We start from the raw sequence: 13,971 nt of genomic DNA, 5'->3' as shown, positions 1-13,971 counted from the left end.
GTGAGTGTGGTAACCCACATCGTCCCCGGAGGCCCTCGCCTCAGCTCACACGTTCACAACGTGTCGGGGAACTACAACTAGCCACAGAATCACGCGCCAGATGAGCACCAACAAGCACCCACCGGCCCGCGAATTGGGTGACGTCGGCGAAGCACCGTACTGGCTATGCTTCGGCTGTGCTACAAGACCTGGCCGCGCATCCCGATGGCGTCCTCGCGCTCGCGGTCGGCTTCCTCGCCGTTGTGATAGCTCTCACGACCGCTGTGAACGGCCGTCCTGGGCGTACTCAGTGCGGCGCGCCGACGCGACGGGGTGGAGGGTGTCGCAATCCGGTGCGGCCGGGACGGCCATGCCGTGCCGGCCACCCAGCCACCTGGCAGAACGGTCAGTACGCGACCGTCGTCGTGCTGCTGCTCGGCGCGATCGCCATTGTCGTCATGCAACCGCTCGGAACGGCACTGGCCTGACCTCGACATCTCCTCCGCACCGCCCTCTACCGCTGTACACAGCAAGACCGCTATGCCGTGTCCATAGCGACTGTTCTTGGCGGAGGGAGGCCGTCGTTACTCGAGGGTCAGTTCGGTCGCCTCGGGCCAGTCGGTGTACGTCAGCAGCAGGGTCAGGGGGCGGCCGGTCGCGTCGTCCGGGAGGGTGAGCTCGTGAGTGGTGGGCGACATGTCAGCGGTGCAGACCTCTCTGCCCGAGGGCTCGAGCGTCAATTGCACCGTCGAAGCGTCCCGCGCCTCGATGGCCGTGACCACGCGCGGGCAGGCGGAGCTTCCCCACGTCACGAGGGCGATCCGGTTGGAATCCTCAAGCCAGCTCGCCATCGGCTCTTCGGGGAGGGGATCGGCGGGTTCGGGCAACGCGGGTGAAGTCGGCAACCCACGATAGGTGCGATCCGCGACGCCGGGCGGGCCGGCGCAGCCCGAAAGCGCCATGGTCGTGCTCGCCCCGATGAGGAGGACCGCCACCGCGCCTTTCCACCGCGATAAGCGTGTCGCACGCACGACACGGCGTGCGCTCGAACCCGTAACACTCGTCACGCCGGCAGCGTAGGCCGCGACGCAGGGCAAGCACAGCCCTGCCGGCTTCGTGGTGAGTTGAGTCGGACGAGCATGGACAGTACACGCTCCCATTAATTCATGACGACGTGTACTCTCGTCACCATGCCCCCGACGCTCGCCGCCGCGACGCACACGGCCGCCCTCGCCCGTCTCGGCCACGCGCTGTCCGATCCGACGCGGGCGGGTGTGCTGCTCGCCCTGCGCGAGGCGCCGGCCTATCCGTCCCACCTGGCGGACGCGCTCGGCGTGTCGCGCCAGGTGATGTCGAACCAGCTCGCGTGCCTGCGCGGGTGCGGGCTGGTCGAAGCGATCCCGGATGGCCGCCGCACCTGGTACCGGCTGGCGGATTCGCACCTCGCACCGGCGCTCGACGAGCTGATGCGCGTCGTCCTGTACGTCGAGCCGGACTGCTGCGCCGGAGAGAACTGCACCTGCGCATGAGCATCGCCCCTGCTCCCCTGACGGACGAGCGCCGCCGCCTGCTGCAGCGCCGAGTCCGCTGGATCGTCACCGCGACGATCCTCTACAACCTCGTCGAGGCCGTCGTGGCGATCGCGGCCGGCGCCGCGGCTTCGTCGGCGGCGCTCATCGGGTTCGGGCTGGACTCCACCATCGAGGTGCTCTCCGCGGCCGCGGTCGCCTGGCAGTTCACGCGCCGCGACCCCGAACGCTGGGAGAAGGGGACGCTGCGCGTGATCGCGATCGCGTTCTTCGCCCTCGCCGCCTACGTCACCGTCACGTCCGTGCTCGCGCTGGTCCTGCAGGTCGACGTGGCGCACTCCACGGTCGGTATCGTCATCGCCGCGCTCAGCGTGGCGATCATGCCGTTCCTGTCGCTCGCGGAGCGGCGCGCGGGCCGCGAGCTCGGTTCGGCGACCGCGGTGGCCGACTCGAAGCAGACCCTGATCTGCACGTACCTGTCCGCGTCGGTGCTGGCGGGTCTGCTGCTGAACAGCCTGCTCGGCTGGTGGTGGGCCGACGCCGTCGCGGCCCTGGTGATCGCCGGCTTCGCGGTCCGCGAGGGCCTCGAGGCCTGGCGCGGCGACGCGTGCGCGACGCCGGTCGGCATGCTGCTCGAGGACGAGCACCACGACGGCCACGACCACGACCACGACCACTGAGCTTCACGCGAGGCCTTGTACCGGCGTGACACCGGAATGAGCATGTGCCGACGCGTCAGTGAGCGAGATCTCTCGCAACGACACAACCCAGTCACTGCGCTGTCTCGCGCTGGACCTTCCAAGTCTGCACCAGGCAATATTCCGTCTACCTGTTGTGGATAGCCGATGCGGAGACTCTACTCGAGCCTCGAGTAAACCCGGCGCAGGGACTAGCCAATTCCACCAGCGGGAGGCCATAGTGGTGGAACCCCGAGGTTTTGCCCACGCATTGCTCCCCATCTACCCACAGGGCGTGCCATGCGATTCGGTGCATGACGCGATCTTTTGGAGAGCTATGTCCGATGTTCCCCGCACTCGCCGTTCATGGCCTGCCTGGGTGCCGAAGTGGCCGTACCTCGTGGCACTTTCCCCAGTGCTGATCATCGGCATCAGCAGTGGTGGGCTGGGTGGCCTACTGGCGATGGTCGCCGTCGTTGGAATCTGCTGCGGAATTTACGCTCTCGCGACCGGGCGCGCCAGCCTCATGCGTCTGCCACACCGCAAGGCCGCTTCAGGCGCGCTCGCTGGCGGTTTGGCGCTCATGCTTGTCGCGGGCGGTGTCCTCAGCGCAACGGGATACGCGCCAGAGCGCTCGGAAGCAGATGTCGCCGCGCCGACAAGCCAACCGAGCTCGGACGCGAGCAACTCTGTGCCCGGATCCCCGAGCCCTTCGCCTTCCCCCGCGCCGGAGGAATACGTTGAGCCGGATGCCCCCGCCAAAGTGGTTGCCTACGTAGCAGGCCCTAGCACCGCGGAAGTCGATATCTCCCACAAGACGGCCCTCGAGGTTCTCGCAATACTGCCGGTGAAGGCACCGGCCCCTAAAGCCGGTTATGACCGCGTCCTTCACTTCGGGGAGTCCTGGCTCGATGTCGATGGAAATGGTTGCGACACCCGGAACGACATCCTTCAGCGCGACCTCGTCGACGTCACGCTTGAGGGGTCTTGCACGGTCCTGTCCGGCACGTTGAACGGTCCCTACAAAGGCGAGAAGATCTCGTTCAAACGAGGCGCCGATACGTCTCACCTTGTCCAGGTGGATCATGTCGTCTCCTTGGTGGACGCCTGGAGAACCGGAGCGCAGGATCTCACGCAGCAACAACGGGTGTCCCTCGCGAATGATCCGATCAATTTGCTCGCGGTCGAGGGCACCGTCAAGGGGCAGAAGAGCAAGGGCAACGCAGCAACGTGGCTGCCGCCCGAGACGGCCTTCCGCTGCGAGTACGTGGCCCGCCAAGTTTCCGCCAAGGCGACCTATCACCTCTGGGTGACCGAATCGGAGAAGGCCGCGATCGAGCAGATTCTCCGCGGATGCCCGGAGCAGGAGGCGTTCGTCTCACCGTTTGCACCTGCACCCCTCGTAGAGGAGCCGGCGCCCGCGCCGCCACCGCCTGCCCCGCCGCAGCCCGCGCCGCCGCAGCCTGCGCCGCCACAGCCAGCTCCCGCTCCGGTTCAGCCGGCCCCGGCCCCTGCACACCCCGAGCCGGCACCCGCGCAACCGGCCCCCGCACAGCCTGAGCCGGCGCCCGCTCCGCCGGAGCCGCCGGCACCAGTGCCGCAGACCGTGCACCCAGGGTCATTCTGCTCGAGTGAAGGGGCGACGGGTGTGACGAACAGAGGCACGGCCATGGTGTGCAAGACCACGGCGGAAGACTCCCGCCTGCGCTGGCGTGCGGCCTAGCGGCCGGTGTCCCCAGAGGACTTCTTTCGACCTTCGGCGGCCCGACGCAGGCCCTAGGTCGACCGCCCCGTCGCGAACACCGCGTAGGGTCGCTCGCCGCTGCCCTCGCCGCTCACGTCACCGTCACGTCCGTGCTCAGCCGGCCCGACACCACACGGACGCGCCGACGGTCAGTTCAGCGCGATGATGCCGATGTTGAGCGTCGAGGCGAACAGCAGCCACAGCAGGTACGGCGCCAACAGGATCGTCGCGATGCGGCTGTAGCGCCATGCCGCGGCAGTGAGCCAGGCGACGGCGATCACCAGCAGCACGATGATCGCGGCTGCGATCCACCAGGCCGCGGGGCCGAGCACCGGGTAGCCGGCGAAGAACGCTGGCGACCATGCCGCGTTCAGCGCGAGATGGACCCCGTACACCACGAGCCACGGTCGAGCGCGGTCGGCTCCCTGCCGCTGCCCCGCGCGCCACACCAGAAAGCCCGCAGCCGCGATGGCGATGTAGAGGACCGTCCACACCGGACCGAACACCGCGCCGGGCGGATTCCAGGGCACCTTGCGGACGTCCTGGTACCACCCTTCGGCGTTTCCCGAGTTCGCCAGCGATCCGACGACCGCGATCGCCGCGACGATGAGCAGCAGGATCGCCGCGACGACGATCTGTCGACGCAGGCCGGGTGCAGCTCGTGTCTCGCTCATCGGTGCCCCCTCGCCTGTCGGTAGCCGTCCACTATAGCGACCGGCCCGCAGGGTCTCTCCCCCTGCGGTTGCGGGTGGCGACCAGCCCCAGGGTCAACGCCGCACCCCAGACGGCGAACATCGGATCCCAGATCAGCGCATGGCCGATCAGACCCGGGCGATCGTCGGCCGGCGTCCCGGTCCACCCGAGCAGGACTGCGCCGGCCACGGCGGCGTTGAGCAGCCCATACAGGACGAGCGCGGGGCCGCCCACCCAGGCCACCAGCCGCCACAGCGGTCGCCCCGGGAGGTGACCGCGTTCGGAAAGCAGCGGGATCCAGGCCGCCAGCAGCTTGAGGATGCCCACACCGAGCAGGACGGCGAACGCGAGCGCAGGCTCGTCATCGACGGCCTGGACCGCCCACTGCCCCACGGTGTCCAGCAGCGCCCGTCCCCCGAACGCCCAGTAGAGGCTCCACGCCCCGTGCACAGTGCCGACCACGGCGGCGACCCACAGCGCCACCGGCACGGGATGGCGCTGTCGGACTGATCCCTCTCCCGTGGTCATACTCCCCTTCGCCGCACCGATCGGCCCTGAGCCCGCGGCATCGACGGGACGGACAGTACGCAACGCTAGCCGAGCGCACCTGCACCCGGAACCGAGCGCGGCGTGCGCCGGCCACGCCGCGCGCGAGGCCGCGACTTGCGATTATCTAGAGTCTTCGCTCTAATTAGAGCGTGAACTCTAATCCGCCACGTCCGACCCCCCGATCGGATGCCACCCGTGCCCGGATCCTCGAGGCGGCCCGCGCGCTGTTCAACGACCACGGCACGGCGGCGGTCAGCACGAACCGCATCGCGGCCGAGCTGGGCATCAGCCCCGGCAACCTCTACTACCACTTCGCCGGCAAGCGCGAGATCATCCGCGGCCTGCTCGCCGAGATGATCCGCGACCACGCGCAGGACTGGGCGGAAGGCGGTGAGGCGATCGCGGCGAATCCGCTCGGCGCGCTGCGCGCGGGCATGGTCCGCGGCGGCGCGTTGGCCTGGCGGTATCGGTTCTTCGGGCGGGAGCTCGTGGCGCTGCTGCGCGCCGACCCGGAGCTCGCAGACGCGTATCGCGACGCGTACCGCCAGCGCATGCAGGAGTGGACGGCGCTCGCGGGCCTGCTGGTCGAACGGGAGCTGCTGCGCCCCCGGTCCCCGCTGCCCGACCTGCTGGCGGCCGTGTGGCTCGTGGCGGAGAACTGGATCACGCTGCTCGAGATCACCGGCGACGCCGACGATCCCGCCGAGGTCGCCCGCCTGCTCGACCTCGTGTTCGCGGTGCTGGAACCGCACCTGACGCCGGCGGCGCGGGAGCTGTGGACGAACGGGCACGGCGATGACGAGTGACGCAACGCCTCGCGGCCGCGGACGGCTCTCCCGCCGGGACATGCTCCGGATCGGCGCCTGGGGCGCCGGGTCCGTCGCCGTCGCGGCCGCGGGCGCGCTCACCTGGCGTTCCGTGGACGGCGGGGTGTTCGCCGCGGGCACGGGGCCGGCGTACGAGCCGTGGTCCTTGCCGGCCCCGTCGGGCCCGCGGGACCTCGTCCACGCCGCGATCCTCGCCGCGAATGCGCACAACACCCAGCCGTGGATCTTCCGCGTGGAGCCGGACCGCATCGACGTGTTCGCCGACGGCACCCGCACGATCGGCACGATCGATCCGCTGCTGCGCGAGCAGCAGATCTCCCTCGGGTGCGCGCTGGAGAACCTCCTCACGGTCGCGCCGCTCGCCGGCCTTCGGGCGACCCCGACGCTGCTGCCAGACCCGTCCGACCCGGGTCACGTAGCACGAGTGGACCTCGCGCCCACCGCCCGCACCGCGTCGCCGCTGGCCGACGCGATCCCCTCGCGGCACACCGACCGCGCGGCGTACCTTGCCGAACGCCCCGTGTCGGACGCGGCGCTGAAGCGCTACCGTGACGCCGCCGAGGGCGCCGGCGTCTCGCTGCTGTGGCTCGCGGACGACGACGAACGACGCGCGTTCGGCGACCTGACGGTGCGCGCGACCGAGGCGATCATCGCGGATCCGGATCAGGCGGCGGACGACCACCGCTGGTACCGCTCGGAGTGGCGCGACATCCAGCGGCTGCGGGACGGCGTCACGATCGACGCCTCGGGGCAGCCCGCGTTCATCCGGACGGTCGCGAAGATCTTCCCGACGACGCGCGAGCAGAATCACGACGGATGGCTGCGGGGCACGCGCGACACCCAGGTGCCCACCGCGGCCGCGTTCGGAGCTCTCGTGGTCCCCGACGGGCATGACCCGGCCGCGCGCCTGGCCGCAGGGCGCGCCTACCAGCGCCTGCACCTGATGGCGACGGCGGACGGCATCGCGATGCAGCCGCTGTGCCAGATCCCCGAGCGCGTCGATCGGGAGGAATCGGCCGGGCTCGATCCGCACTTCACGCGCGAACTCGCCGACCTCGTGCCCGCCGGACACGCGATCATGACCTTCCGGATCGGACACCCCACGGTGGCCGCTCCCCCGAGCCCGCGCCGAGCGGTCGAGGACGTCCTCGCCGACGCTCAGTCGCGCAGCGGCGAGCCCGACACCGCGTACTGACTTCCGGTCATCTCCCCCGTCAGCAGCGGCATCGCTTCCGCGGGCCCGCGCGCGTCACAGCCGGGCTTCGTGTCGGCGGGGCTTGAGGCGGGCGGGGGCGTCGGACGCGGGCGGGAACTCGCAGCGGAACCAGCCCTCGTAGCCGAACAGGAAGCCGAAGGCCCGGTTGTGCACCTCGAGGTGGATGTGGAACGCCCCGCGGGCGTCGTCGTAGTGCTCCCGGAGGCGGGCGCTGCCCGAGAACAGCATCGGGAAGCGGAACGCGATCGGTCCCTCGTAGAAGCGCTGCTCCCCGGAGCGCAGCAGCAGCGCGCCGTGCTCATCCACGTCGAGGTCGAGGTCGACCGCGAGGTGCTGGTGCGTGCCGAGGTAGTCGACGACGATGGCCCGGGCCGGATCGAGGACCATCGTCGCGTCGAAGCGGGCGGGGCGGCGGTTCATGAGGAATTCCCGCACGAACGTGACCGTCTCCCGTCCGAAGGGATCGCGGTAGGCGTAGTTCTCGATCCGGAACGGGATCTGCTCGCCCGCGATCGGCACGAGGATCCGCCGCAGCCGGCCGAACAGGAGGAACGGCACGGTCCACCACGGGCCGCGGCGGACGCGGGTCATCGTGCCGCTGCCGACGCAGCCGTACCCGCCCGCGAGCGAGACGCCGAAGCGGCGCTGCAGCATCGGGTGCAGCCGTGCGAAACGCTCCTCGCCGAGCGCGGCGGCGAAGATCGGCGCGGCTTCGGTCACAGCTCCCCCAGAGTCGCGGGCGCGTCCGCCATCACGTCCCTGCGCGGGGGCGCCGTGCGGCAGCGGCGGGCGCGGGGACGGCCGGGGCGCCACCAGGCCAGCACCGACCACGACCCCCAGCGCTCGGGCGGGACGCCGGTCTCGGCCCAGATGCGCAGCCGGTCGAAGCTCCACGCGGTCATCCAGAGGATCACAGGGCGCAGCACCAGGTCCGGGATCCGACCGAAGCCGGGGACGTAGTCGTAGCCGGTGACGAAACGGACGCCCTCGGGCGTGGGGGTGTAGCGCCAGTAGCCGCGCCCGCCGCGCAGCGGCGAGAGCCGGTCGTCCGTCTCGAAAGCCAGCGCCGACGTCCGCGTGCCGTCCGAGCGTTCGCGCTCGCCGAGGGAGATCCCCGTGCCGCGGATGCGGTGCAGCGGGAGGCGACGCTCGTACCGGAACCGCACGCGGCCGCGCTCGTCTGCTGACTCCGGGACGATCGCGCTGAAGCGCAGGTCCCAGCGCGCGTGCAGCGCGGGGTCCTGCGTCAGCTGCCACACCCGGTCGAGATCCGCCCGGATCAGCGACTCGATGTACAGCGGCCTCGGCCGGCTCAGCGCTCTCATGACACTCCCGAGAAGCGACCCTATCCAACGCCGCGTGGCGTGGCCGTCAGGGCGAGCCTGCCGGCGCGCGCCGCGACGTCCAGCCGGCCTCGTGCAGGCGTTCGACGGCGTCGAGGATGAGGTCGAGGCCGAGCTCGAACTCGTACTGCTCGTCGCACCCGGGCCCGTCGGGACCGATCGCGCCCCCGGACGTCGCGACGGCGATGGCGAGGATGTTCGGGTACGTCTGGGACACGTACTGGATCATCCGCTCGCGCTCCGCCGGATCCTCGGGCACGGGCAGCGCGTCGGGGCCCTCGAAGGCCTCGGGGTTGAAGCCCCAGATCCGGTGGCCGAGCACGTGCATCGCGTGATGGGTGAGGTCGGCCGACAGCCCGCCCGCCATGAACATCCCCGCGAGCGAGTCCATGTAGCCGAGCACGACGGGCGTCCGCTTCGCCCGCGTCTCGATCACCCGCCGCGCCCACGGGTGGCGCAGCAGGACGTCGCGGGCCGAGAGGATGCGGGCGCGCACCGCCTCCTTCCACTCCAGGCCGGGCTCCGGGGCCGCGTACTCGCCGATCAGCACGTCCACCACGCCGCCGAGCAGGTCCTCCTTGTTCGCCACGTGCTTGTAGAGGGCCATCGGGACGACGCCGAGGCGGGCGGCGAGGTTGCGCATGCTGACGGCGTCGATCCCCTCGGCATCGGCGAGCGCCACGGCCTCGCTCAGCGCGCGCTCGCGCGTCAGCGGCGTCCGACGAGCCTCCTCCGCAGCCGGCATCCCGCTCCCTCCGCTCCCGGACGATTGACAGGCGTACAGCGTACACCTACGCTCATCATCAACAGAGGTGTACGGCGTACACCCACCGAACCCGAGAGGCCGAGATGTCCCACCCCCGACGCGTCGCCCTGGTCGCCGGCGCCCTCTACCTGCTCACGATCGTCACGTCGATCCCCGCGCTCGCACTGAAGGCCCCGGTGCTGGCCGACCCCGCGAGCCTCGCGCTTCCCGGCCAGGTCGACGCGCTGCGGTGGGCCGCGGCGCTCGAGGTCGTGCTCGCCGTCGCCTGCGTGGGCACGGCCGTGGCCCTGTATCCGATCGTGCGCCGCCACAGCGAGACGCTCGCGCTCGGCTTCGTCGCCGCTCGACTGGTCGAGGGCGCCGTCATCATGATCGGCGTCGTCGCGATGCTCTCGCTCCTGGACGTGCCGCGCGATCCCGACGGCTCCGCGACGGAGGCGGCGCTCGTCGCAGTGCACGACTGGGCGTTCCTGCTCGGCCCCGGACTGATCCCGGTCGCCAACGCGCTCCTGCTCGGCACGGCCCTGTATCGCTCCGGCCTGGTGCCTCGCGCCCTCCCGCTGCTCGGCATCTTCGGGGCACCGCTGCTGCTGGCCTCCACGACCGGCTCGCTCTTCGGGATGGTGGACCAGGTGTCCGGCATCGCGGCGGTGGCGGCCCTGCCGATCGCGCTGTGGGAGATCGGCCTGGGCGTGTGGCTGGTGGTGCGCGGCTTCCGCCGTGAGGCCGTCGCGCGCCTCTCCGCCGCCCCTGCGCTGCAACCCGCGAGCTGAGCGGCGCACGCCCCCGGCGCGACCTCACGAGCCCGAGCGGTCGGAGCTAGGCGCGCTCGGCCGCGCGGGTCCGTCGCCGCGTCCGCAGCCTCGCGGTCAGCACGCCCTGGCGCGGGCTGAACAGATACGCGAGCGTGAACACCGCCCCCTGCACGAGCACGACCAGTCCGCCCGAGGCCGCATCCAGCCAGAAGCTCACGTAGATGCCGACCACCGCGGCGAGCGCCGACAGCACGGGCGCGATCACGAGCATGCGCCCGAACCGGTCGGTCAGCAGATACGCCGTCGCGCCGGGGATGATCAGCATCGCGACCACGAGGATCACGCCCACCACCTGCAGCGCGACCACGGAAGTGAGCGCGAGCACCCCGAGCAGGAGCGCGCCGAGCATCCGGGGCGACAGACCGATCGCGAACGCGTGCGCCGGATCGAACGCGTACAGGGTCAGGTCCCGCCGCTTGACGAGCAGCGCGACGAACGCGACGACGGCGAGCACCGCGATCTGCAGCAGCTCGGCCGACGAGACGCCGAGGATGTTGCCGAAGATGATGTGATTCAGGTCGGTCTGGCTCGGCGTGACGGAGATCAGCACCAGGCCGAGCGCGAACAGCGTCGTGAACACGATCCCGATCGCCGCGTCCTCCTTGACGCGACTGGTCCCGCGGATGAGCCCGATGAGCGCGACGGCGAGCAGGCCGAACACGAGCGCGCCGAGCGCGAACGGAGCGCCGACGACGTAGGCGATCACGACGCCGGGCAGCACGGCGTGCGAGACGGCGTCGCCCATGAGCGACCAGCCGACCAGCACGAGCCAGCACGAGAGCACGGCGCACACGATCGCCGCCACCACGGTCGCGCCCAGCGCGCGGAGCATGAAGTCGTACTGCAGCGGCACGAGGAGCACGTCGAGGACACTCACGGCGCCTCTCCCTCCGGGCGGGGCAGCACGTCGAGGCCGAACGCGCGCGCGAGGTTCTCCGGCTGCAGGGCCTCCGCGACCCCGCCGTGGAACAGCACGCGCCGCAGCAGCAGGATCGCCTCGTCGGCGAGGCTCGGCAGCGCCTGCAGATCGTGCGTCGAGATGAGCACGGTGCATCCGTCGTCCGCCAGCTCGCGCAGCAGCCGCACGATGGTCGCCTCGGATCGCTTGTCGACGCCCGCGAACGGCTCGTCCAGCAGCAGGATGCGCGCCCCCTGGGCGATCCCGCGGGCCACGAATGCGCGCTTGCGCTGCCCTCCCGACAGCCGCCCGATCTGCCGCTCGGCGAGCTCGGTCAGCTCGACCCGGGCGAGCGCCTCGTCGACCGCGTCGCGATCGACGGCGCGGACGCGCCGGGTCACGCCCTGCGACCCGTACCGCCCCATCATGACGACGTCGCGGACGCTCACGGGGAAGGCCCAGTCCACGTCCTCGCTCTGCGGCACGTACCCGACCAGGCCCCGCCGGCGGGCGACGGCGGGCGTCGTCCCGGCCAGCCGCACCGTCCCGGCCTGAGGGCGGATCATCCCCATGAGGGTCTTGAAGAGCGTCGACTTGCCCGACCCGTTCATCCCGATCAGGCCCGTCACGCCGCCCTCGGGGAGGGCGAAGGAGACGTCCTCCACCGCCGTCACGTCGCCGTAGCGCACCGTGACGGAGTCGACGTCAATCGCGGGGGTCACGGAGCGCGCCCCGTCAGGCCCGCGACGATCGTGGCGACGTCGTGGCGGATGAGGTCGAGGTAGGTCGGCACGGGTCCATCCGCCTCGGACAGCGAGTCGACATAGAGCACTCCCCCGAACTCGGCGCCCGTGGCCTCGACGACCTGGCGCATCGCGCGATCCGACACGGTCGACTCGCAGAACACCGCGGGCACGTCGTGCTCGCGCACGAACTCGATCGTCGCGGCGATCCGCTGCGGCGTGGCCTCCTGCTCGGCGTTCACGGGCCAGATGTACGCCTCGGTGAGCCCGGCGTCGCGCGCCAGGTAGGAGAACGCGCCCTCGCACGTCACGAGCGCCCGCTGGGTGTCGGGCAGCGGCGCCAACGCGGCGACGAGCTCGTCGTGCACCTCCTGCAGCTCCCCCTTGTAGGCCTCCCCCTGCTCCGCGAACGACTCGGCGTGCTCGGGCGCGAGCTCGGCGAACGCGTCGACCATGTTGTCGACATAGATCTGCACGGCCAGCGGGCTCATCCACGCATGCGGGTTCGGCGCGCCGGCTCCCGCGTCCCCGGCGATGTCGATGACCTCCACACCCTCCGACACGACGACGTGCGGAACGTCGACCGTCTGCACGAACTGCGCGAACCAGGCCTCGAGGTTCAGCCCGTTGTCGAGGATGAGATCCGCCTCGGACGCGACACGGATGTCGCCGGGGGTCGGCTCGTAGCCGTGGATCTCCGCTCCGACCTTCGTGATCGACTCGACGCGGAGGTGCTCGCCGGCGACGTTGCGGGCGATGTCGGCCAGCACCGTGAACGTCGTGAGCACGACGGGACGTCCGTCGTCGGCGCCGCCCGCATCGGTGCATCCGACGAGGGTGGCCGCCCCGAGAACGGCGACCACCGCGGCGGCTCCGGCGCGGCGATTTTTAGGCATGCCGAAAAATTAGCCGCTCGCGCTGCCGAGGGCAACTCACGCCCGGACGGGCGTCAGAGCTCGCCGGGCTTCATGGCCTCTTCGTCGATGACGCGGATGATGCGCTGGCCCGCCGTCTCGGTGCCGGGCTCGCGGGGGCGGCGCGGGGCGTAGACCACGAGGGAGTGGAACACGAAGCGGGCGACGAACGCGACGGCGAGCGTGATGGCCGTGCCGAGCACGCTCGAGATCGCCCAGGTCTCCACGAGGAACGCCAGGACGGGGATCCGGATGGCGGCCTCGGCGTTGTTGAACGTGAAGGACGCGAGGAACCGCCGGCGCAGGCTCGCCGCGCGGCCGCGCATATCGGCGAACACGAAGCGCTCGGCGAGGAGGAAGTTGGCGATGATCGTCGTCTCCGCCGCGATGATCGCCGCCCAGATGTACCCCATGCCGAGCGTCGTCAGCAGCCACACGATGGCGATGTTCGCCACGGCGCCCACCGCGCCGATGAGCGCGAATGCCGACATCTTCCCGAACCGGAGGCGGGCGAGGTGTGCCAGGAACGTCACGCCCTGACGCATCGTCGCCTTCGAATCGCCCTCGCGCCGCTCACCGAACCGCATCGGCACTTCCGCGACGCGCAGGTCGCCGCGCACGAGCAGCTCCAGCAGGATCTTGAACCCGCTGGGCCGCAGGGCCTCGAGGTCCACCCTGCTGCGGTCGACCAGGAAGAACCCCGTCATGGGATCGCTCGTGCCGTGCAGGCGCAGGGGGAACATCGCCTTGGTCACCAGCGTGGCGGCGCGCGACACCCCGAAGCGCAGCGTCGTGCCGAGGCCCGCGGAGTCGCCGCCGCCGATGTAGCGCGATGCGACGACCGCGTCGGAGTCGCCGCGGGCGTGGCGGTCGACGAGAGCCGGGACGAGCGCGGGCGGATGCTGCAGGTCGCCGTCCATGACGACGCACACGTCGGCCGCGGCGGCTCGCAGCCCCGCGACGACGGCGCCGCCCAGGCCACCCGTCCGGTGCCCCGCCGGACGGTGGACGACCCGGACCGGCAGCGGCGCGTCGGCGGCGATGCGCTCGACCTCGTCTGGCGTGCCGTCCTCGCTGTCGTCGACGAACAGGATCTCGGCCCGGCGGCCGGCGAGCGCCTCGCCCAGCTGCCTCACCATCTCCGCGACGTTGGCCCGCTCGTTGCGCGTCGGGACGATCACCGTGACGTCGCAGCGGTGCGGGGGGCGGCCCCGGGCGCCGGCGCGGTCGGCGCTCGTCGCATCGTCCACGTCCCGTTCCTCCCTGTGCGCGGCGTCC

Annotated in this window: 17 protein-coding genes; 7 read left to right on the top strand and 10 right to left on the bottom strand. The window is 71.2% G+C overall.

All coding sequences use genetic code 11. The annotated features are described in order from the left end of the window. The first annotated feature begins 176 nt into the window (after positions 1-176). Positions 177-467, top strand: coding sequence for a hypothetical protein (locus tag IEX37_RS15220; RefSeq protein ID WP_188757221.1), 291 nt, complete (start codon positions 177-179; stop codon positions 465-467). 96 nt (positions 468-563) lie between these two features. Here the strand turns inward: IEX37_RS15220 and IEX37_RS15215 are convergent, their stop codons facing one another. Next, positions 564-974, bottom strand: a complete 411-nt coding sequence (locus IEX37_RS15215; RefSeq protein ID WP_188757220.1) for a hypothetical protein — start codon at positions 972-974, stop codon at positions 564-566. Between the two features lie 171 nt (positions 975-1,145). On the opposite strand from IEX37_RS15215, the gene IEX37_RS15210 reads away from it, so the two are divergent. From IEX37_RS15210 to IEX37_RS15200, 3 genes are all read left to right on the top strand, one after another. After that, positions 1,146-1,508, top strand: coding sequence for an ArsR/SmtB family transcription factor (locus tag IEX37_RS15210; protein ID WP_308421681.1), 363 nt, complete (start codon positions 1,146-1,148; stop codon positions 1,506-1,508). After that, a complete protein-coding gene (locus tag IEX37_RS15205) occupies positions 1,505-2,188 on the top strand; it encodes a cation efflux transmembrane domain-containing protein (protein WP_188757219.1) in 684 nt (227 codons plus the stop codon). Before IEX37_RS15210 ends, IEX37_RS15205 begins: the two co-directional genes overlap by 4 nt. Before the next feature lie 412 nt (positions 2,189-2,600). Further along, on the top strand, positions 2,601-3,908 hold the full coding sequence (locus tag IEX37_RS15200) for an HNH endonuclease family protein (protein ID WP_229663311.1): 1,308 nt from the start codon (positions 2,601-2,603) through the stop codon (positions 3,906-3,908). A gap of 170 nt (positions 3,909-4,078) precedes the next feature. On the opposite strand, the gene IEX37_RS15195 is transcribed toward IEX37_RS15200, so the two are convergent. Beyond that, complete coding sequence (locus tag IEX37_RS15195) at positions 4,079-4,603, bottom strand: TspO/MBR family protein (protein ID WP_188757218.1); 525 nt, start codon at positions 4,601-4,603, stop codon at positions 4,079-4,081. A 31-nt stretch (positions 4,604-4,634) separates the two neighbouring features. Beyond that, entirely contained in the window at positions 4,635-5,150 is a 516-nt protein-coding gene (locus tag IEX37_RS15190) for a DUF3995 domain-containing protein (RefSeq protein WP_188757217.1), read from the bottom strand. A gap of 170 nt (positions 5,151-5,320) precedes the next feature. On the opposite strand from IEX37_RS15190, the gene IEX37_RS15185 reads away from it, so the two are divergent. Further along, positions 5,321-5,977 (top strand): TetR/AcrR family transcriptional regulator, encoded by a 657-nt coding sequence (locus tag IEX37_RS15185; protein WP_188757216.1) that lies wholly within the window; start codon positions 5,321-5,323, stop codon positions 5,975-5,977. Next, complete coding sequence (locus tag IEX37_RS15180; protein WP_188757215.1) at positions 5,967-7,193, top strand: Acg family FMN-binding oxidoreductase; 1,227 nt, start codon at positions 5,967-5,969, stop codon at positions 7,191-7,193. The genes IEX37_RS15185 and IEX37_RS15180 overlap by 11 nt, the downstream gene beginning before the upstream one ends. A 54-nt stretch (positions 7,194-7,247) precedes the next feature. On the opposite strand, the gene IEX37_RS15175 is transcribed toward IEX37_RS15180, so the two are convergent. The 3 genes from IEX37_RS15175 to IEX37_RS15165 are packed head-to-tail and all read right to left on the bottom strand — an operon-like array spanning position 7,248 to position 9,302. Continuing rightward, positions 7,248-7,934: a DUF4166 domain-containing protein gene (locus tag IEX37_RS15175; RefSeq protein WP_229663310.1), complete on the bottom strand. Its 687-nt coding sequence runs from the start codon at positions 7,932-7,934 to the stop codon at positions 7,248-7,250. Further along, positions 7,931-8,539, bottom strand: coding sequence for an SRPBCC family protein (locus IEX37_RS15170; RefSeq protein WP_229663309.1), 609 nt, complete (start codon positions 8,537-8,539; stop codon positions 7,931-7,933). The genes IEX37_RS15175 and IEX37_RS15170 overlap by 4 nt, the downstream gene beginning before the upstream one ends. Positions 8,540-8,585: 46 nt before the next feature. Then, on the bottom strand, positions 8,586-9,302 hold the full coding sequence (locus tag IEX37_RS15165) for a TetR/AcrR family transcriptional regulator (RefSeq protein WP_188757214.1): 717 nt from the start codon (positions 9,300-9,302) through the stop codon (positions 8,586-8,588). Positions 9,303-9,406: 104 nt separating this feature from the next. On the opposite strand from IEX37_RS15165, the gene IEX37_RS15160 reads away from it, so the two are divergent. After that, the gene (locus tag IEX37_RS15160) at positions 9,407-10,096 is read left to right on the top strand and encodes a DUF4386 domain-containing protein (protein WP_188757213.1); all 690 of its coding nucleotides are present in this window, start codon (positions 9,407-9,409) and stop codon (positions 10,094-10,096) included. 46 nt (positions 10,097-10,142) lie between these two features. Here IEX37_RS15160 and IEX37_RS15155 read toward each other — a convergent pair whose 3' ends face one another. Genes IEX37_RS15155 through IEX37_RS15140 form a run of 4 tightly spaced genes read right to left on the bottom strand, consistent with a single transcriptional unit; the run spans position 10,143 to position 13,943 of the window. Continuing rightward, entirely contained in the window at positions 10,143-11,015 is an 873-nt protein-coding gene (locus tag IEX37_RS15155) for a metal ABC transporter permease (protein ID WP_188757212.1), read from the bottom strand. Further along, positions 11,012-11,758, bottom strand: coding sequence for a metal ABC transporter ATP-binding protein (locus tag IEX37_RS15150; protein ID WP_188757211.1), 747 nt, complete (start codon positions 11,756-11,758; stop codon positions 11,012-11,014). The genes IEX37_RS15155 and IEX37_RS15150 overlap by 4 nt, the downstream gene beginning before the upstream one ends. Then, entirely contained in the window at positions 11,755-12,675 is a 921-nt protein-coding gene (locus tag IEX37_RS15145) for a metal ABC transporter substrate-binding protein (protein WP_188757210.1), read from the bottom strand. Before IEX37_RS15145 ends, IEX37_RS15150 begins: the two co-directional genes overlap by 4 nt. Positions 12,676-12,728: 53 nt before the next feature. Further along, positions 12,729-13,943 carry a glycosyltransferase gene (locus tag IEX37_RS15140; protein ID WP_308421680.1) on the bottom strand — a complete coding sequence of 405 codons (1,215 nt, stop codon included), beginning with the start codon at positions 13,941-13,943 and terminating at the stop codon, positions 12,729-12,731. Positions 13,944-13,971: the final 28 nt, after the last annotated feature.

Source organism: Microbacterium album, from assembly GCF_014643695.1.
Taxonomy (GTDB): domain Bacteria; phylum Actinomycetota; class Actinomycetes; order Actinomycetales; family Microbacteriaceae; genus Microbacterium; species Microbacterium album.
The sequence above is the reverse complement of the archived record's forward strand: the minus strand, read 5'-3'. Positions and strand labels throughout refer to the sequence as shown.

Coding starts and splice junctions, on each gene's coding strand:
- IEX37_RS15210 (WP_308421681.1), top strand. CDS start 1,146: ATGACGACGTGTACTCTCGTCACCATGCCCCCGACGCTCGCCGCCGCG.
- IEX37_RS15205 (WP_188757219.1), top strand. CDS start 1,505: ATGAGCATCGCCCCTGCTCCCCTGACGGACGAGCGCCGCCGCCTGCTG.
- IEX37_RS15195 (WP_188757218.1), bottom strand. CDS start 4,603: ATGAGCGAGACACGAGCTGCACCCGGCCTGCGTCGACAGATCGTCGTC.
- IEX37_RS15190 (WP_188757217.1), bottom strand. CDS start 5,150: ATGACCACGGGAGAGGGATCAGTCCGACAGCGCCATCCCGTGCCGGTG.
- IEX37_RS15180 (WP_188757215.1), top strand. CDS start 5,967: ATGACGAGTGACGCAACGCCTCGCGGCCGCGGACGGCTCTCCCGCCGG.
- IEX37_RS15170 (WP_229663309.1), bottom strand. CDS start 8,539: ATGAGAGCGCTGAGCCGGCCGAGGCCGCTGTACATCGAGTCGCTGATC.
- IEX37_RS15165 (WP_188757214.1), bottom strand. CDS start 9,302: ATGCCGGCTGCGGAGGAGGCTCGTCGGACGCCGCTGACGCGCGAGCGC.
- IEX37_RS15160 (WP_188757213.1), top strand. CDS start 9,407: ATGTCCCACCCCCGACGCGTCGCCCTGGTCGCCGGCGCCCTCTACCTG.
- IEX37_RS15145 (WP_188757210.1), bottom strand. CDS start 12,675: ATGCCTAAAAATCGCCGCGCCGGAGCCGCCGCGGTGGTCGCCGTTCTC.